Here is an 18,418-nt window from a genome sequence, read left to right as displayed (position 1 = left end):
CGGATAGCGGGCGGCAGTGCTTTTACCCTTCTTTGCTGTCCGTCCCTCAATGATCCAGCAAGGTAGCGATCCAGCGGGTTTGCGGGCGGGTCTCTAGGGCGATTTTCACGACCATGGTCAGCGGTATCGACAACAGCATGCCCACCGGCCCCAGCACCCAACCCCAGAACACCAGAGACAGAAACACCACCAGCGTCGACAACCCCAGCGACCGCCCCATCAGGCGCGGCTCAATCACGTTGCCGAACATGGTATTCACCAGTACATAAACACCGGCGGTCAGCATGGCCACCAACGGCCCCAGCTGAATCAGCGCCACCAGTACCGCCGGTACGGCCGCAATAATGGAACCGATGTTGGGAATGTAATTCAGCAGAAAAGCGACCAGCCCCCACAGCGCCCAGTAATCCACCCCCAGCAGCGCCAGTAACAGGGCCACCACGCCGCCGGTACCCAGGCTGACCAGGGTTTTGATAAACAGATACTGCTGCACCGCTTCGCTGAAGCGGGCGAAATGCGCAAAGGCCTGGGTTTCTTCTCCGAAGGCCCGTTTCACTTTGGCCGGAAAACCCGAGGCTTCGAGCAGAATAAAAATAACGGTAAACAGAATCAGGAAGGTATTGGTCAGCACCCCGCCCAGTCCGTTGAAAACCGAAGCCACCGTACGCATCACCACACCGGGGTTCACATACTCGCGGATAATATTGTCGGCCACGTCAAAGCCCAGGCTGCGCAGCCACAGCACCACATCCGAGGTCAGCACCTGCAGCTTTTGTTCGTACACCGGCATGTCGCGGTAAAAGGCATTAATGGTGCCGCCCAGAAACGATGCCAGCAGCGTGCCCACCAGCAGAAACAGTGCCACCAGCACCAGTACGGCGACCACTCCGGGCACCCGGCGGGCGGTCAGCCAATGCATTAATGGCGCACTGAGAATGGCAATAAACACCGCCAGCAAAAACGGCACCAGCATATCGGCGGCGCTTTTCATACCAGCGATAACAATAACGGCAGCAGCAGTGCCCAGCAGCACATTACTGGCGAGCGGATGATCTCCTGACACGATGCGGTCTCCCTGCAAAATAAAGCGGCACAATACAGGATAACGGCACGGGCCCGCTATCTTTGCACCAAGGCAGTCTTGGCAAGCCTTGCTGAGTTCTATAATATCCGCGCCCACCTGCGGAAGTGGCGAAATTGGTAGACGCACTGGATTTAGGTTCCAGCGCCGCAAGGCGTGAGAGTTCGAGTCTCTCCTTCCGCACCATCATTACAGGAGCAGACCCATGGCCGGCCTCCTTGTCCTGCTGTTTTTTCTGTTGCTCGGTACGCTGCTGCAAAGTGCCTTCAGCCTGCCGCTGCCCGGTTCCATTCTGGGCATGTTACTGCTGCTGATCAGCCTGATCCTGCGCGGCAAAATCCCTGCCAGCCTGGCGTCCATCAGCCAGACCCTGGCGCCGCTATTACCGTTGTTTATTATTCCCGTCAGTGTCGGCGTGGTGACTCAGAAAGCCTTGCTGCAGGAACATGGTCTGCTGCTGCTGGGTATTCTGGCCATCAGCCTGATTCCCGGCGCGCTGCTGTGCGCCTGGATCATGAAAGGGAGCAAAGCCGGCTTATGATCAACGACATGCTGCAGCTGCCCCTGTTCTGGGCCACCCTCACCATTGGCGCCTTTATTCTGGGCCAGCAGGTCTACCGCCTGAGTGGCAACAGCGCCTTTATTCCGCCCATTCTCACCGGCATTGCGCTGGTGGTGACGGTGGTGGAAGTTACCGGCACGCCGTTCAGCACCTATATGCAGGGCGGTGACTATCTGCACCAGATGCTGGGGCCGGTGGTGGTGATGCTGGCAGTGCCGATGTACCAGTTTCTGCACAGTATGCGTAAACAGATTGTGCGCATCGTACTGGCCGTCAGCCTCGGCAGTGGGGTTACGGTGGCAGTGGCAGCCGCACTGGCGCACTGGCTGATTGGCGATGCCGCCATTACCACCACCATGCACACCAAATCCATTACCACGCCGGTGGCGGTGGCGGTGAGCGAACAGGTGGGCGGGATTCCGGCGCTGGCGTCGGTGTTTGTGATGATTACCGGCTTGCTGGGCGCATTAATGATTCCGCCCTTACTGAAAGTAACCCGGCTGGACCAACCCCAGGCACTGGGGCTGGCACTGGGCACCTGCGCCCACGCCGTGGGTACCGGCCGTGCCATGGAACTGGGGGCGCAACAGTCGGCCTATTCCGCCATGGCCATGACCTTAACCGGCACCTTGCATGCCGTGGTATTACCGCTGATCTTATAAACCCGGCCGCCACAGCAGCCGGGTTGTGAGCATCAGGATTTCTTCTGCGGCCGCTGCCAGCCTTCGACATTGCGCTGCTTGCCGCGCGCCACCGCCAGTTCGGCCGCGCCGACATCTTTGGTCACCACCGAACCGGCCGCCACGGTCGCCCCGGCGCCAATGCTGACCGGCGCCACCAGGGATGAGTTGGAACCAATAAAGGCTTCATCGCCGATCTCGGTTTTAAACTTGTTCACGCCATCGTAGTTGCAGGTAATGGTGCCGGCGCCGATGTTGGCGTTGCGGCCGATGCTGGCGTCACCGATGTAGGTCAGGTGGTTCACCTTGGAACCGGTCCCAATAACGGACTTTTTCACTTCACAGAAGTTGCCCACCTTGGCGCCAGTGTGCAGATCGGCACCCGGACGCAGGCGCGCATAGGGGCCGATATGACAAGCATCGGCGGTAACAGCGGCGTCGAGATGGGAATAGGCTTCCACTTCGGTGCCGGTACCGATACGGCTGTTTTTGATCACACAGTACGGGCCGATGTGCACGCCGTCTTCCAGCACCACCTCGCCTTCAAATACACAGCCAACGTCGATCACCACATCGCTGCCAACCTTAAGCGAACCGCGCACATCAATGCGCGCCGGATCGGCCAGCGACACGCCGGCACGCATCAGTTCATCGGCCAGACCACGCTGATACACCCGCTCCAGCGCGGCCAGCTGCAACCGGTCGTTCACGCCCTGCACTTCGTGTTCATCGTGCGGATGAATGGCGCGCACGGCCACGCCGTTGTCCACCGCCATGGCGATAATATCGGTTAAATAGTATTCGCCCTGAGCGTTGTTGGCCGACAGCTTCGGCAGCCATTCATTCAGCAACCGCGCCGATACCGCCAGAATGCCGGTGTTCACTTCACGGATTTTGTGCTGCTCGGCACTGGCGTCTTTGTGTTCGACGATGGCCTGAATATTACCGGCGTCGTCACGCACAATGCGGCCGTAACCGGTCGGATCGGCCAGCTCCACCGTCAGCAGGGCCAGGGCATGGCCATCATGGGTTTCATCCAACAGTTTTTGCAGCGTGTCGGTACGGATCAGCGGCACATCGCCGTACAGCACCAGCACGGTGGCGTCGGTCGCCACCTCCGGTATCGCCATCGCCACCGCATGGCCGGTGCCTTTCTGCTCGGCCTGCAGCGCCCAGCTGACCGGGAAACCGGTAATCTGCTCTTTCACCGCTTCAGCACCGTGACCAATTACCACATGCAGGCGCGCCTGCGGCAGCTGCGCCGCACTGTGCAGTACATGGGCCAGCATCGGCTTGCCGGCCAGTTTGTGCAGCACTTTGGGAAGATCGGATTTCATCCGCGAGCCTTTGCCCGCAGCCAGGGTAACGACGGCCAGTGTCATAGCAGGGTTTCCATGCAGACTGAAAAATTGGGGGCTTATTGTAATGGCGGCAGACCGGCTGTCTACCGCCGCCCGTTTCCGGGTGGGAATATCAGGGCTTAAGGCAGGTGGCAAAGCGCCCGGTCAGATCGGCCAGATAGCGCACATAACCATCGGCACCGATGGGAATATGCTGCGCCAGCGGGTCCAGCTCGGCGCGCTTAACCGCTAAGCCCTTCACCACCGCATCCACCAGCGCCGGGGAAAATTCCGGCTCACTGAACACACAGACCACCTCGCCGCGCTGCAACTGCGCGCGCATGCTTTGCAGAGTGCGGGCACCGGGTTTGTATTCCGGCGACAGGGTAAAGGCGCCCACCTGATTCAGGCCAAATTGCTCGACCCAGTGATCCCAGGCGCGGTGAAACACAAAGAAGCCGCGGTCCTGCAACGGTTCCAGTACCCGCGCCGAAGCGGCCAGCTGTTGGGTTACTGCCGCGGCAAAGGGGCTGGCGTCCTGCTGCAACGCCGCCGCCAGCTGCTGCTGGGTGTGAATCATGCGCTGCGGGTTCAGCCACCAGTGCGGGTCGGCAAAACCATCGTGGTGATGGGCATGCTGTTCCTGCCCGGCAGGCTCATGGTCGTTGTGCTGTTCATCAGGCTGATGAGCGTTGTGATCATGGTCGTTGTGCTCATGGTCATCATGGGCGGCAGCATGAGTGACGTCAGCGGCCGGCTGCTGGCCGGCGGACGCATCAATCCACACCTGTTGCGGCCAGCGCCCCACGAAACCACTCAGATAAGGCTCCGCCACGGCACCGCTCCACAGCACCACATCGGCCTGGCGGATGCGTTCAATATCGGATGGTTTCAGGCTGAAATCGTGCGGCGTCATCCCCAGCGGCAACAACACCTGCAACTGCGGCTCCGGTACCACCGACGCCGCCACCAGACCAAGCGGATGCACACTGGCCAGTACCTGAAGATCCTGGTCGGCAGCCTGCACCGGCAAGACGGCCAGCAGACAACCACAGACCGCTCCGATCATTAAGCTGAAATTCTTCATTGTATCCGGCGACTCCTGGCGTAAAATTGCAACATTATAACCTAAGGCTTTCGCCATGACTCAGAACATCTATAAAAGTCACGACCATCATGCCTGCGTACATTCAGCACTGGAGCGGGCGCAGGCCCTGTGCAGCGCTCAGGGGGCGCGCCTGACACCCATCCGCCAGCGGGTGCTGGAGCTGGTGTGGGCCAACCACAAGCCGGTCGGTGCCTACGATCTGCTGCCCAAGCTGGCGGCCGAAGGCTTTAACTCGGCACCACCCACGGTGTACCGGGCGCTGGATTTTCTGCTCGAGCTGGGCCTGGTGCACCGCATCAGTTCACTCAATGCGTTTATCGGCTGTACCCACCCTGGTGAAGTACACCCCAGCTGCTTTTTCGTCTGTCGTGAATGCGGCAAGGCGCAGGAGCTGGATCCGGCCCAGGTGCAGCAGATTGCCCGCCAGGCCGAGGCCGCACTGGGCGTCACCGTAGAACAGCAGATGACTGAACTGACCGGGCTGTGCCCGGCCTGCAAGGCCGCCGCATGAACACCACCGCGCTGCTGCAAGCCGATCATCTGACCCTGAAACGTCAGCACAAAACCGTGCTGGATAACATCAGCCTGACCTTACAGCCCCGTCAGATTATGACCCTGATCGGCCCTAACGGCTGTGGCAAATCAACCCTTATCCGGGTGTTGCTGGGGCTGGAAACGGTGGATTCCGGCCATATTGAACGCCGGCCCGGTTTGCGCATTGGCTATATGCCACAACGTCTGAGTCTGGATCAGCGTATGCCGCTGACCGTGCAGGGGTTTCTGCAGTTAAGCCGCGGCGCCACCGCTGCCACCATTCAGCACTGGCTGCAACGGCTGAACATCACCGCCTTAGCACCACAGTCGGTACATGACCTGTCCGGCGGCGAATGGCAGCGCGTCCTGCTGGTGCGCGCGCTGTTATCCCAACCCGATCTGTTGGTGCTGGACGAGCCGGTGCAGGGGGTGGATGTGCAGGGCCAGATGGAGCTGTACCAGTTGATTCCGCAACTGCGGGATGAGCTGGGCTGCGCTGTCTTAATGGTGTCCCACGACCTGCATCTGGTGATGGCCGCCACCGACGAAGTCATCTGCCTGAACGGCCATGTGTGCTGCTCCGGCCATCCGGATCAGGTGTCCATAAACCCGGCCTATATTCAGCTGTTTGGTATCCGCCCGGACAAAACCCCGCTGGCCCACTACACCCACCACCACGACCACCAGCACTGTGCCGGTGATCACGGCCACGCCTCACCGCTGGCGCCGCCCGCTATCGGAGGCATTCGCCATGATTGATTTATGGTGGCTGATGCCACTGGCCGCCGGTTTGTTGCTGGCCTTAATTGCCGGCCCGCTGGGCAGTTTTGTGGTGTGGCGGCGTATGGCCTTCTTTGGTGACACCCTCGCCCACGGTGCCCTGTTGGGCATTACCCTGGGCGTACTGACCGATATCAACCTGACGCTGGCACTGATTCTGGGCTCGTTATTGCTGGCGTTATTGCTGGTGCCGCTGGAGCAGCGGGCACGGCTATCGTCCGACACGTTGCTGGGCATTGTGTCGCACAGCACGCTGGCCATTGGCCTGGTGACCCTGAGCCTGACCCAGGGCATCCGGGTCGACTTAATGGGCTATTTGTTTGGTGATCTGCTGGCGGTACAAACCGTGGATGTGCTGTGGATTGCCGGCGCCGGGGCCATACTGCTCGGGTTATTAATCTGGCAATGGCAGGCGCTGCTGGCCATTACCGTCAGCCCCGAACTGGCCGCCATCGACGGCTACCCGGTGCAACGGCTGAAGTTATTGCTGCTGCTGATGCTGGCGGTACTGGTGGCACTGGCAATGAAAGTGGTGGGAATTCTGCTGGTCAGCGCGTTGCTGATTATTCCGCCGGCCAGCGCCCGCGCCAGCGCCCGCAGCCCGCTGCAAATGGCCGTGCTGGCAAGTGTCAGCGGCATGCTGGCGGTACTGATCGGGATGTGGGCGTCATTTCACTGGGATACGCCGGCCGGCCCCAGCGTGGTGGTGGCCGCAACGACGTTATTTGTGGCAAGCCTGCTGCTGCAACCCTGGCTGAGCCGGCGCGCCGGCTGAGCAACAACGCCAGACAAAAAAAGACCCGGTCGCCATTGGGGGCAAACGACCGGGTCAACTTCGGATCATTGGGGAAGTACCGAAGAAACTGTCTGAAAAACGCCGGAGACGGATAACCGGATCGTTCACAGACCAGAATGACTATAGCCTCTGATCTCTGAACTGGTGAAAAAATCACCAACTCTGTGGTGATTTTTCTTAATGACTACGCCGGGTTTTATAGCTTTGATTGATTAAGCAACGACTTAATCCGCGGCCGCAGGGTCAGCGACTTCGGCTTCATCCTCTGCTGCCGGCAACAGCCAGCTGTCGAGGCGCTGCTGCAATAATTGCAGCCCTTCGCCATTATGCGACGAATAGACCTGCACACTGACCAGATCGCCCAGACTGGCGACGGCTTTCTGCACATCCAGCAAGGTGGTTTTGGCCGGGCCACGTTTCAGCTTATCGGCCTTGGTCAGCAGAATATGCAACGGCAGCTGCGAGCGTTGCGCCCAGCGCACCATCGCCATATCGAATTCTTTCAGCGGGTGGCGGATATCCATCAGCAACACCAGCCCCACCAGCGCATCGCGGCGGGTCAGGTAGGTATCCAGCTCTTTCTGCCACTCGTTTTTAACGGCCAGCGGTACCTTGGCAAAGCCGTAACCGGGCAGGTCAACCAGCGCCAGCGGTTCTTCGCCAATCTGGAAATAGTTAATTAACTGGGTGCGTCCCGGTGTTTTACTGGTACGCGCCAGTTTACTGTTACCGGTCAGGCGGTTAAGCGCACTGGATTTACCGGCATTGGAGCGGCCGGCAAAGGCGACTTCACGCAGGATTTCCGGCGGGCACTGACTCAGCTTGGCGGCACTTTTGAGGAAGCGAGTCTTGGTATAGGTCAAGGATTGATGGTTAGACATGGGGTAAACGTAATGACCGTCCGGAAATTAATGTTATATAATGCCGAGCCTTGCGGATGACGCCGCCATTCTAACACAGAGCCGTGCATCCCGGACCAAGCTGTTTACCAACCGGAACAGACAGAGAGAATTCCATGAAAAAACTGGCTGTGATGGCTGCCGTACTGGCAGCGTTAAGCACTCATGCACAGGCCTTTGATGTGGCTGCGAAGTACCAGCAGTCGTGCAGCGTATGCCACGCCAATGCCGTCGCCGGCGCGCCGAAGTCCTTTGACAAAGCCGCCTGGGAACCACGTCTGGCCAAAGGGATGGCGACACTGGTAAGCAGCGTAACCAACGGTCTGAATGCGATGCCCCCGCGCGGCCTGTGCATGGATTGTACCGCCGACCAGTACCAACAACTGATCAACTACATGGCCGCGCCGAAATAAGCCGGGCCCTGCTGTAGTCAAAGAATTCACCTATAACCTGGACCTGATGATGAAAAACCTGTTGATTAGCCTGATCGTTTCCGCCGGACTGATGTCCGTTGCTCACGCTGGTGACGCCGAAGCCGGTAAAGCAAAATCGGCAACCTGTGCCGCTTGTCACGGTGCTGACGGCAACAGCCTGGCCCCGACCTTCCCGAAAATTGCCGGTCAGGGCGAGCGCTACCTGGTCAAACAAATGCTGGATATCCGTGATGGTCGTCGCAGCGTGCCGGAGATGGTGCCGTTCGTCAGCGGTCTGAGCGATGAAGATATCGCCGACATCTCTGCCTACTTTGCCGCTCAGGCACCCAGTGCCGGTGGCGCCAAAGAAGAACTGGTAGCACTGGGTCAGCGCGTTTACCGCGGTGGTATTGAAGAGCGTGGTATTCCGGCCTGTATCGCCTGTCATGGTCCGAACGGTAATGGTATCGAACCGGCTATGTTCCCGCGCCTGGCTGGCCAGCATGCCACCTACACCGTAACCCAGCTGAACAAGTTCAGCATGAACGAGCGTCAGAACGACGGTGACACCCGCCTGATGCGTGACATTGCCTACCGTATGCACGCCACCGAAATTGAAGCGGTTGCGTCTTACATCGAAGGCCTGCGTTAATTCACGCAGTATAAAAAGCGGCTTCGGCCGCTTTTTTTTCATCTGCCGTTCCGGTCGTGGCCGGCTCTGAACCTTTGTGCAAGAATGCAGACCAATAACAACTTAACAAACCGACGGAGTTATCCATGCTGTCCAAGCTGATTCAGTGGCTCGCCGCTGCCACCCTGCTGTTTTCGGTCACCGCCCACGCAGAATTCCAGGCCGGTCAACATTACAAAGTATTGCCCCAGGCCGTTACCGTGCCTGCCGATGGCCGCGTACACGTTGAAGAAGCGTTCTGGTACGGCTGCCCGCACTGCTTCCGCTTAGAAGATGTGATTACCCCGTGGAAAAAAACCCTGCCGGCTGATGTACAGTTCAGTGGCGTGCCGGCCATGTTCGGCCGCGCCTGGGTTGCCCACGCACAGCTGTACCATGTGGCCGATGTGCTGGGCGTGCTGGAACAGATGCATACGCCGATTTTCCGCGCCATCAACCTTGAGCGTCAGCCGCTGCTGAGCCGTGGCGATCAGCGTGATTTTCTGGTCAGCAAGGCCGGTGTCAGCGAATCTGATTTTGATAAAGCCTACGAATCCTTCGCGGTAAAAACCCGCATGAAGCAAGCCGACCAGCGTATCCGTGCCTTTGGCATCAACGGCGTTCCGGCGCTGATTGTGCAAGGTAAGTACGTGGTTGATTCCGGCAGCGCCGGTGGTATGGAAGCCATGCTGCGCGTAGTGGACCATCTGATCGCAGTGGAACGCGCCGCTCTTAAAGGCAAATGAGCGATTTCTGTACCCTGCAGGAATTCACGGCGGCGCCCCGCGCCGCCAACACCCTTCGCTTACTCTCCTTCAATATTCAGGTCGGCATCCAGACCGCCGCTTACCATCATTACCTGCTGCGCAGCTGGCAGCATCTGCTCCCCAGCCGCAACCGGGATGCCGCCCTGCAACACATTGCCCAGCTGGTCAGCCATTTTGACCTGGTCGCCTTACAGGAAGCCGATGCTGGCAGCTGGCGCAGCCGCCAGCAGAATCAGGTCGCCCGGCTGGCCGCCGAAGCCGGTTTTCCGCATTGGTATCAACAGGTTAACCGCAATCTGGGGCAGTTTGCCCAGCACAGTAACGGGGTTTTAACCCGCTTGCCGGCCGTCCAGGTGGAACAATTCCAGCTGCCCGGATTATTGCCCGGCAGAGGGTTGATGTTGCTGACCTTTGGCGAAGGTAACGATGCCCTAACCGTCGCCATCACGCATCTGGCGCTGGGCAAACGCACTCAGTTCGGCCAGCTGGAATTTCTGTGCGAAAAAGTCCGGCACGCCAAGCATCTGGTGATTATGGGCGACCTGAATCAGGAAGCCGAAATACTGTTGCGCCACAGCCCGCTGCAGCATCTGAACCTGCATCCGCTGACCGCCCGCGCCACCTACCCCAGCTGGCGTCCGCAGCGTGGGCTGGACCATATTCTGCTGTCCGACTCCATTGCGCTGCAGCGCATTGCCGTTATTGACCATCCGCTGTCCGATCATTTGCCGGTAGCGGCAGAAATAATCCTGCCGGGGCTGTCTGGCTGATTTCACCGCCAGCAACTTCACCTATACTATGCCCACAATTTTTTTATGGCTGAACTGCGGGGAACCCGATGACTGAAGGATCAGGTGCTGAAGCCACCCGCCGCTGGCGCGACAAATACCTCGACCTGCTGGATCGGCATGAAAAACTGAAACGCAATCAGGAACACCAGCACGAGCAGATGCGTCGTGGCCTGGTAATGGTTTCCCTGCTGGCGCAAGGACAGGCCGGCACGATCGACAGCTCGCTGCACGATCTGCGCAACGCCCTGAAAAACGGCAGTACACTGCACCGCATTCTGGACGATCTGGAACGCGCCGTGCACCAGTATGAAGACCTGAACCTGGCTCAGGCCGAAGTGCTGCTGGGCCAGATCAGCGATGCAGCGGAGAAGCTTGGCCAATGCCCGCTGCCCCGGGAACTGCAGAAACGCATTAAAGACGTGCAGAAAAATGCCGGCAGCGAACTGAAACACTGGTCAGGCTATATCCGTCAGTTACAGAACTGGATTCAGATTGTCGGCGAAATCGCCACCCTCGAAGGCCATGAAGACGCCCGTCAAAGCAAATGGTGGCAGCGCTGGTTCAAACCGGCGGAACAGCCCGCTGAAGAAGTCATCGCCAAAGAAGCCGACGCCAGCGAACCGGGCTTTTCTCATATTGCTCAGGACGTCTCAGACACCCTGCTGAACCTGCTGGCCCAGCTGGTGGTGCCGGAGCGTCTGAATTACCAGTCACAAAGTCTGCAACAGCGCTTACAACAAGGCCTCAACTGGTTTGAGCTGGTGCCGCTGCTGGAAGACACCACCGAATTCCTGCTGCAGTGTCTGGGCAACAGCCAGGCCGAGCTGGAAAATTTTCTGCACAGCCTGGACCAGCGCCTGCAGGCCATCCGCATACTGGTCAGCGAGGCCAGCGCCGGTCAGGCCGACCGCAAACAAGCGCGGGAAGCCCTCGACAACATGGTGCGGGAACAAATTGCCGATATCCGCTCCGTAGTGACCGGTTCCGGTGATCTGGGTGAACTGGGCGTCAGCGTCCGTGACCACCTGATGCTGATCGTGGAAGCGATGGACAAATACCAGCGCGAAGAAGATGAACGCGAACAGCGGCTGGCCGAAAAGCTGGAACTGCTGCAAAAGCGCCTGAATGAAATGGAACAGGAAGTCAGCGACAGCCGCATCGCCATTGAAGAACAGCGCCGCCGCGCCAGCCACGACACCTTAACCGGCCTGCCCAACCGCGATGCCTACCAGAAAAAACTGGAAGAAGAACTGGCCCGCCGTCACCGCTATGGCAGCCCACTGTCACTGGTGGTGTGTGACGTTGACCACTTCAAAAGCATTAACGACACCTATGGCCACCTGGCTGGCGACAAAGTGCTGCAACTGATTGCCCGCTCTTTGCGTAAAAACCTGCGTGATGTCGATTTTATTGCCCGTTACGGCGGTGAAGAGTTCGTTATTCTGATGCCGGAAACCAATGCCGAAGGGGCCCTGCTGGCCGCTGAAAAACTGCGCCAGACCGTCGAAAACAGCCCCTTCAATTTCCGCAAAGAACGGGTGCCCATCACCCTGTCGTTCGGCATCAGCGAATTTCATTCACTGGAATCGCCGGATACGGTGTTTGAGCGCGCCGACAAAGCGCTGTACAAAGCCAAGCATGAAGGCCGCAACCGCAGCTGCATGGCCTGAGCGGTAACTTGCTTTTTTGTTTCGTTCTGATAGATTTCCGCCCCATTCTTTCGGAACGAAACTTAAACAGGCCAATTCATGCCCAAACGCAACACCGTGCAACGCCGCCATGGCATCCTCGCTCTGTTAAACGAGCAGGGGCAGGTGCAGGTCGATGAACTGGCGCGGCGCTTTGAAACCTCCGAAGTTACCATCCGCAAAGACCTGTCCACACTGGAACAAAGCGGCCTGCTGCTGCGCCGTTACGGCGGTGCTGTGCAGCTGCCGGCGGAACTGACCAGTGCCGATGACCACAGCGAACCGAAAGAAAACATTTCGCAACGCAAGCAAGCCATTGCCAGCGCAGCGGCCGCTCTGATCCGCGACCACAACCGCATCATTATCGACTTCGGCACCACCACCGCCGCCCTGATTCCGGCCTTACACAGCAAACGCGGCTTAGTGGTAATGACCAACTCGCTGAACGTCGCCAACGCCGTGCGCGAACTGGAGAACGAACCCACCCTGCTGCTCAGCGGCGGTACCTGGGATGCGCATTCCGAATCGTTTCAGGGCCAGATTGCCGAACAGGTGTTGCGCTCGTACGACTTTGATCAGCTGTTTATCGGCTGCGATGGCATCGACCTGGAGCGTGGCACCACCACCTTTAACGAACTGTTCAGCCTCAGCCGCGTGATGGCGGAAGCGGCCCGCGAAGTGGTGGTACTGGCCGAAGCCGACAAAGTCGGCCGGCGCATTCCGAACCTCGAATTACCCTGGAGCGCGGTGAACATCCTTATCACCGATGACCGCCTGCGCCCGGAACACCAAACCCAAATCGAACAACAGGGCGTGCGCGTCATCATCGCCGGCCCCCATCAAGGAGCATAACTATGTGTGGCATCGTAGGCGCCGTGGCGCAACGTGACGTGGCCGATATTCTGCTGGAAGGCCTGAAACGACTGGAATACCGCGGCTACGATTCCGCCGGTCTGGCCATTATCAATGGTGCCGGCGAGCTGACCCGCACCCGCCGCCTGGGCAAAGTGCAGGCGCTGGCCGATGCCGTACACACCTACCCCATGCCGGGCGGCACCGGTATTGCCCACACCCGTTGGGCCACCCACGGCGAACCGTCGGAAGCCAACGCGCACCCGCACGTCTCCGGCGACATTGCCGTGGTGCACAACGGCATTATCGAAAACCACGAAGTGCTGCGCCGCCAACTGCAGGCCCAGGGCTATGTGTTCACCTCCCAGACCGACACCGAAGTGATCGCCCATCTGGTTGAGCGCGAACTGAAAACCGCGTCGTCGTTACTGGACGCCGTGATGGCCACCCGCACCCAGCTGCACGGTGCTTACGGCATGGTGGTGGTCGATCGTAAACAGCCTGAACGCATGATCGTCGCCCGCTCCGGCAGCCCGCTGGTCATCGGTTTTGGCATCGGCGAACACTTTGTCGCCTCCGACCAGCTGGCACTGCTGCCGGTAACGCGCAAGTTCGCCTTCCTCGAAGAAGGTGATGTGGCCGAAATCCGCCGCGATGGCATCAGCGTGTACGACCTGAACAACCAGCCGGCCGAACGCGAGGCGCAGGAATCCACCGTTGAACACGACGCCGGCGACAAAGGCGAATTCCGCCACTACATGCTGAAAGAAATCTACGAACAGCCGCAGGCCATCGCCAATACACTGGAAGGTCGGCTGTTTAACGGCCAGCTGAATCTGGAAGCGCTGGGCGATTTAAGCGGCATCGAACAGGTACAGATCATCGCCTGCGGCACCAGCTACCACGCCGGCATGACCGCCCGTTACTGGATAGAAGGACTGGCCGGCATTGCCTGCAACGTCGAAATCGCCTCCGAATTCCGCTACCGCAAATCCGTGGTGCGCCCGAACAGCCTGCTGGTGACCATTTCCCAGTCCGGCGAAACCGCCGACACGCTGGCCGCGCTGCGGCTGGCCAAAGAACTGGGCTTCAGCAAAACCCTCACCGTCTGCAACGTGCCCGGCTCGTCGCTGGTGCGTGAATCCGATATGGCGCTGATGACCCGCGCCGGTGCCGAAATCGGCGTGGCGTCCACCAAAGCCTTCACCACCCAGCTGGTTGCCCTGCTGCTGCTCACCGCTGCGCTGGGCCGTGGCCGCGGCATGGACAGCGCCACCGAAAAACGCCTGACCGATGCCTTAACCCACCTGCCGGGCTTAATCGACAAGGCACTGGGCATGAACGCCGATATTCAGCAGCTGGCCGAACGCTTTGCCGAAAAACACCACGCGTTGTTCCTTGGCCGCGGCGACCAGTACCCCATCGCCATGGAAGGGGCGCTGAAACTGAAAGAAATTTCCTACATCCACGCCGAAGCCTACGCCGCCGGCGAGCTGAAACACGGCCCGCTGGCCCTGATCGACGCCGAAATGCCCATTGTGGTGGTCGCGCCGCACAACGATCTGGTGGAAAAACTGAAATCCAACATTGAAGAAGTGCGCGCCCGTGGCGGTGAACTGTTCGTGTTTGCCGGCGAAGCCGCCGCCATTGAGCCGCAGTCCAACATGGTCGTGCTGCCGATGCCAGCCTGCGACGACATCATCGCCCCGGTGCTCTACACCTTGCCGCTGCAACTGCTGAGCTACCACGTGGCGGTGATCAAAGGCACCGATGTGGACCAGCCGCGCAACCTGGCCAAGTCGGTTACCGTGGAATAACGCATGAGCGATCAAAGCCTGCCGCAGGCACCACAAGGGGAATTTCTCATGTTCGCCTCCGCCGATGGCCGGGTGCGGATTGAGTGTCGCTTTGCCGGCGATACCCTGTGACTGTCGCAGGCGATGATGGCCGAACTCTATCAGGTCACACCGCAAGCGATTACGCAGCATATCCGCTCGGTCTATGAAGAAGGCGAGCTTGATAGGAGCGCAACCTGTAAGGATTACTTACAAGTTCAGCAGGAAGGAAAACGTCAGGTAAATGGTCACTCGAGCAGCATAATAGGCTCGATAAGTTTGCCGTAGCCGATTCAAATACAGGTGACCTCGATTCAAATGCAGGTGACCTTGCATCCAATACAGGTGGCCTTCATACCCTTGTCGCCAGATGGATTTGTCGATCATATTTCCTGTTTTTTGATCATCAACGGGTTTTGTTCACACCAGAGTATCGACAAAACCCGTTTTCATTTCTGGTGCTCATTGGCACCAATGGTATTCTTGCGCCAAGGAACAGCCGATAAGGAAAACCCATGTTCAAACCCTCTGACCTGAATACCGGCGCATGGATTCGTGAAGGCCAGCTGCGCCAAGAGGCCCGTGTCGCGGCTCATAACATTTCCGTGCTGGAAGATGATCTGGATTCTTGGCGGCGTCACGCCAGCAAACTGAAAGCCCGGAACAAAGAACTGCTGGATGATTACAACGGGCTGGTGGATGACTTTAACCACCTCTACGACCTGCTGATAGATGCCAACGAGGCCGGCATGGTGGCAGGCCGGGGTGTGGTGGTGGCTGGTTACACCAACAATATGGCGATGGAACTGCTGCGCTTCCGCTTTCAGCTGTTGGCGCAACTCACGGATGGCAAATGGAACTATGCCGGTCTGGCTTTTGGCAATCTTTCTAACCGTCATACCCAGGCCAAGCAGATCAGCTTTGAAGATCGCCAGTACATCAACCTGCGCCTGCTGTGCCGGATGGAATGGTTTGACTGGTGCCTGCATAACGAAGTGATGGCGAAGTTCGGCGCATTGGTCACTGCGGCCATGCTGAACCCTACCCCGGAAACGGCCCAGCTGCGGGGTCGCCGGCTGCTGGATGCGTTCGTTAAGGAATCCAGCGAGTACCATGCCCTGCGTGAGCGGGCCATGAACTACGAAGAAAGCGAAACCGTGCGTGATGCCTTTGAGCAGGAACGCTTTGACTACTGGAATGGCCGGATAGTGTTTGGTATTGATGAAAGCGATGGCGTTCCGTTCCCGTCCTCCGCCGAAACCCGCAAGCTGCACCCGGATCAGCGGTTTGACCTGCACCTGCCAGCCGGTCGGCTGGCGCGGGACTTCGGTATCAATATCGAAACCGGCAAAAAGGCCGATTGCTACCGGGCAGGCACCGCAGCCGGAGTTTTAACCGGCTACGGCAGAGCTAACGGGGCGAACTGGTTTTTCTGATTACTGTTTATTCGGGTCAGCCTGATCTGCCTCATTGGTCGAAGCCGGCCCGGCCCCCGGTGGTGTTTTGTCCGTATTGGGATCAACTTCGCCGCCATCATCGTCACTCAACTTGTTCGGTTCCTTACCACCGCCATCGCCACCGCCACCGCCACCTTCTTGCCCCTTGCCACCGGCCATAACAGGACTCATGCCACGGCCGCCCGCCATACCCAGCGCCACGATGTTCTCTTTACCTTCACGCTCTCCAAGGTCTTGGTGATCCTGAATACCCATCCAGCGCAGAATCGCATTCGGCAGTTCCCAGGTTAGGGAGAATGACTTATACGCCGCAAACAGGTGCAAACCAGAGAACACCAGCAGCAAGCCGCCAATCTGCGTTAGGTGGAACCATGTATCTGAGTTCTGAATGTTATGTGCCGGCATGATCGTCACGTTAATCCAGTGGCCAACCACCCAGTTAAACGTCACCCCCATAAAGAACCCTATGACGATCTGGCCGCTACGCATACCGGTCAGCTGCGGACCGGGCAAGTCAGAACCGGTAAGCCCATCGGCCCCTATGATCAGATGATCGCCGCCCATGCGCGTAGCCTGGGGTTGATTATCGTCACCAATAACGTCCGCGAATTTGAGCGCGTTCCCGGTCTGCGGGTTGAAGACTGGGCCAGCCAACACGGTTGACCCTTAGCAGAGTAACGCCACGACGCCATCCTTCACCCGGATACCCGCGAACATAAACACTCTGATTCATGCGCTGATCTGATGCCTGTCAGCCTGCGAACTCCCGAAAGCAATATTTGCCACTCAGCTGACGCGGATCAAGTCAGGCCGTAGCCTTTGGCGTATTACACCGCATATTCTGGTGGTGGAGAGGAACGACAAATCCGCTCCGCTTTTTGAATGATCATTGCTGCAGTCTGCTGACTGCTGAGGGCTGCTGATGCGAGTGTTTTCCCCGTCCCTGTTTTTACGTTCTCTGTCGCCGGCCTTGCTGTGCACCACCACCTTTCTGCTGGCGGCGCCTGCGCAGGCAGCGCTGTTTGATATTGAAGTGTCCAGCGGCAGTGAAACTTATCAGGATTCATTTAACTCTGCCGAAGCGCTGATCGACGCCTTCGATGATAACAACCTGAACCGGCAGTTCAGTTTCGATTTTAATGACACCAGCGATGCTCTGGGGATACTGAACTACCGCGGTCTGCCGATGACCCTGAGCTATTCCGCCAACTCAACCGCATTGCGTTTTAAAGTGGATTCACTGGGTATCGACAAAACCTTTGCCGGTGCTACCCGTTCTGAAAGTAATGACCAGTTGCGCGATTTTCTGAAAGCCGAGGGTGACGATATTCTCAACCGCATCAGCCGTGAACTGGTGGCCGTGTCGCCCACCGATCCGGTCGCCGGTAACCCGTCCAGTTTAATGTCCACCATGGCCGCGGGGGCTTATCAGGATGTGGTCAGTGATAACAACACCGGCGTGAATATCGACACCAATAACAAGGCGTATTTAGGCGTAATGTTCGGCAGTTATCAGGTGGATGATGACGAGGTAAAAACCCTGAATGCGCCGCTGTCCTACACCGTTAATTTTGATTCGGCGCCCGGTCATAAGCTGACGTTCAAGCTACCGCTGTCGTACGCCGAAACCAACGGTGAGGCCAAAACGTATGGGGTCGGGCTGGGCGTTGCCTACAGTGTTCCAGCCACCCAACAACTGTCCTTTACTCCGGCTTATGCGTACGGCGTGATCGGCTCAGTAGAGTTGGGTAATGCGGCGGCGATGCACACGGTCTCGTTCACCACCCGCTACGACTTCACCCTGGCCGGCCAGCAGTTCCGTTTTGGTAACTCGCTCACCCATGCCCGCAGTGCGGAACTGAGTGCCGGCGAGCTCGCTATTAACCCGGAACTGACCAATAACATTATGACCAACGGTCTGATCTGGAGCAGCAAACCGACATCCTGGGGTGGTCATGTGGATCTGTTCTACACCGTCACCCGTTTCTTCGGTGACGAACTGTATTCCGACCGCAGCCATGAAATCGGCGGCGCCATCGCCCTGCAGGATCGTGCCGATTCGTTTTTTAACTTTAAGCTGGGGGCCAGCTATATGCTGACCGACCGCAGCGATCTGAACGGTTTCCGCATCAATATGGGGTCGACGTTCTGAAGCTGAGTGCCGG

The 18,418-nt window shown here is 58.6% G+C and carries 20 protein-coding genes and 1 tRNA gene; 16 read left to right on the top strand and 5 right to left on the bottom strand.

The genetic code is table 11. The features are described from left to right. Positions 1–46 precede the first annotated feature (46 nt). Positions 47–1,063 (bottom strand): AI-2E family transporter, encoded by a 1,017-nt coding sequence (locus GJQ55_RS00400; RefSeq protein WP_228345538.1) that lies wholly within the window; start codon positions 1,061–1,063, stop codon positions 47–49. 119 nt (positions 1,064–1,182) lie between these two features. Here GJQ55_RS00400 and GJQ55_RS00395 point away from each other — a divergent pair. The 3 genes from GJQ55_RS00395 to GJQ55_RS00385 all read left to right on the top strand — a co-directional run bounded on the left by GJQ55_RS00395 (position 1,183) and on the right by GJQ55_RS00385 (position 2,305). Further along, positions 1,183–1,267: transfer RNA gene (locus GJQ55_RS00395), tRNA-Leu, on the top strand. Positions 1,268–1,286: 19 nt separating this feature from the next. Further along, positions 1,287–1,622, top strand: coding sequence for a CidA/LrgA family protein (locus tag GJQ55_RS00390; RefSeq protein ID WP_228345537.1), 336 nt, complete (start codon positions 1,287–1,289; stop codon positions 1,620–1,622). Next, the gene (locus GJQ55_RS00385) at positions 1,619–2,305 is read left to right on the top strand and encodes an LrgB family protein (protein ID WP_228345536.1); all 687 of its coding nucleotides are present in this window, start codon (positions 1,619–1,621) and stop codon (positions 2,303–2,305) included. The genes GJQ55_RS00390 and GJQ55_RS00385 overlap by 4 nt, the downstream gene beginning before the upstream one ends. Positions 2,306–2,337: 32 nt before the next feature. On the opposite strand, the gene glmU is transcribed toward GJQ55_RS00385, so the two are convergent. Beyond that, positions 2,338–3,705 carry a bifunctional UDP-N-acetylglucosamine diphosphorylase/glucosamine-1-phosphate N-acetyltransferase GlmU gene (gene glmU / locus GJQ55_RS00380; RefSeq protein WP_228345535.1) on the bottom strand — a complete coding sequence of 456 codons (1,368 nt, stop codon included), beginning with the start codon at positions 3,703–3,705 and terminating at the stop codon, positions 2,338–2,340. A gap of 91 nt (positions 3,706–3,796) precedes the next feature. Then, positions 3,797–4,750 (bottom strand): metal ABC transporter solute-binding protein, Zn/Mn family, encoded by a 954-nt coding sequence (locus GJQ55_RS00375; RefSeq protein WP_228345534.1) that lies wholly within the window; start codon positions 4,748–4,750, stop codon positions 3,797–3,799. A gap of 55 nt (positions 4,751–4,805) precedes the next feature. Between GJQ55_RS00375 and GJQ55_RS00370 the strand changes: the two genes are divergently transcribed. The 3 genes from GJQ55_RS00370 to znuB are packed head-to-tail and all read left to right on the top strand — an operon-like array spanning position 4,806 to position 6,860. Further along, on the top strand, positions 4,806–5,282 hold the full coding sequence (locus GJQ55_RS00370) for a Fur family transcriptional regulator (RefSeq protein WP_228345533.1): 477 nt from the start codon (positions 4,806–4,808) through the stop codon (positions 5,280–5,282). Further along, the gene (locus tag GJQ55_RS00365; RefSeq protein WP_228345532.1) at positions 5,279–6,064 is read left to right on the top strand and encodes an ATP-binding cassette domain-containing protein; all 786 of its coding nucleotides are present in this window, start codon (positions 5,279–5,281) and stop codon (positions 6,062–6,064) included. Before GJQ55_RS00370 ends, GJQ55_RS00365 begins: the two co-directional genes overlap by 4 nt. After that, a complete protein-coding gene (gene znuB / locus GJQ55_RS00360; RefSeq protein WP_228345531.1) occupies positions 6,057–6,860 on the top strand; it encodes a zinc ABC transporter permease subunit ZnuB in 804 nt (267 codons plus the stop codon). Before GJQ55_RS00365 ends, znuB begins: the two co-directional genes overlap by 8 nt. A 245-nt stretch (positions 6,861–7,105) precedes the next feature. On the opposite strand, the gene yihA is transcribed toward znuB, so the two are convergent. After that, complete coding sequence (gene yihA / locus GJQ55_RS00355; protein ID WP_228345530.1) at positions 7,106–7,762, bottom strand: ribosome biogenesis GTP-binding protein YihA/YsxC; 657 nt, start codon at positions 7,760–7,762, stop codon at positions 7,106–7,108. A 134-nt stretch (positions 7,763–7,896) separates the two neighbouring features. On the opposite strand from yihA, the gene GJQ55_RS00350 reads away from it, so the two are divergent. The 8 genes from GJQ55_RS00350 (at position 7,897) to GJQ55_RS00315 (ending at position 16,232) form a co-directional block, all read left to right on the top strand. Further along, positions 7,897–8,193, top strand: coding sequence for a c-type cytochrome (locus GJQ55_RS00350; protein ID WP_228345529.1), 297 nt, complete (start codon positions 7,897–7,899; stop codon positions 8,191–8,193). Between the two features lie 49 nt (positions 8,194–8,242). Next, on the top strand, positions 8,243–8,845 hold the full coding sequence (locus GJQ55_RS00345; RefSeq protein WP_228345528.1) for a c-type cytochrome: 603 nt from the start codon (positions 8,243–8,245) through the stop codon (positions 8,843–8,845). A gap of 125 nt (positions 8,846–8,970) precedes the next feature. Next, positions 8,971–9,609, top strand: a complete 639-nt coding sequence (locus tag GJQ55_RS00340) for a thiol:disulfide interchange protein DsbA/DsbL (RefSeq protein ID WP_228345527.1) — start codon at positions 8,971–8,973, stop codon at positions 9,607–9,609. Continuing rightward, a complete protein-coding gene (locus GJQ55_RS00335) occupies positions 9,606–10,400 on the top strand; it encodes an endonuclease/exonuclease/phosphatase family protein (protein WP_228345526.1) in 795 nt (264 codons plus the stop codon). Before GJQ55_RS00340 ends, GJQ55_RS00335 begins: the two co-directional genes overlap by 4 nt. Positions 10,401–10,468: 68 nt before the next feature. Beyond that, entirely contained in the window at positions 10,469–12,091 is a 1,623-nt protein-coding gene (locus GJQ55_RS00330) for a GGDEF domain-containing protein (RefSeq protein ID WP_228345525.1), read from the top strand. Between the two features lie 78 nt (positions 12,092–12,169). Beyond that, complete coding sequence (locus GJQ55_RS00325) at positions 12,170–12,961, top strand: DeoR/GlpR family DNA-binding transcription regulator (RefSeq protein ID WP_228345524.1); 792 nt, start codon at positions 12,170–12,172, stop codon at positions 12,959–12,961. Between the two features lie 2 nt (positions 12,962–12,963). Continuing rightward, positions 12,964–14,778: a glutamine--fructose-6-phosphate transaminase (isomerizing) gene (gene glmS, locus GJQ55_RS00320; protein ID WP_228345523.1), complete on the top strand. Its 1,815-nt coding sequence runs from the start codon at positions 12,964–12,966 to the stop codon at positions 14,776–14,778. A 533-nt stretch (positions 14,779–15,311) separates the two neighbouring features. Further along, complete coding sequence (locus GJQ55_RS00315) at positions 15,312–16,232, top strand: hypothetical protein (RefSeq protein WP_228345522.1); 921 nt, start codon at positions 15,312–15,314, stop codon at positions 16,230–16,232. On the opposite strand, the gene GJQ55_RS00310 is transcribed toward GJQ55_RS00315, so the two are convergent. Beyond that, positions 16,233–16,817 carry a hypothetical protein gene (locus GJQ55_RS00310; protein ID WP_228346797.1) on the bottom strand — a complete coding sequence of 195 codons (585 nt, stop codon included), beginning with the start codon at positions 16,815–16,817 and terminating at the stop codon, positions 16,233–16,235. It lies immediately after the preceding gene. Here GJQ55_RS00310 and GJQ55_RS13425 point away from each other — a divergent pair. Then, positions 16,803–16,916, top strand: coding sequence for a PIN domain-containing protein (locus GJQ55_RS13425; RefSeq protein WP_420907146.1), 114 nt, complete (start codon positions 16,803–16,805; stop codon positions 16,914–16,916). The genes GJQ55_RS00310 and GJQ55_RS13425 overlap by 15 nt on opposite strands. 259 nt (positions 16,917–17,175) lie before the next feature. Further along, a complete protein-coding gene (locus GJQ55_RS00300; protein ID WP_228345521.1) occupies positions 17,176–18,405 on the top strand; it encodes a hypothetical protein in 1,230 nt (409 codons plus the stop codon). Positions 18,406–18,418 lie beyond the last annotated feature (13 nt).

The organism is Venatoribacter cucullus, from assembly GCF_016132445.1.
Taxonomy (GTDB): Bacteria; Pseudomonadota; Gammaproteobacteria; order Pseudomonadales; family Oceanobacteraceae; genus Venatoribacter; species Venatoribacter cucullus.
Note: the sequence above shows the minus strand (reverse complement) of the source record. Positions and strands in the feature narration are given on the sequence as shown.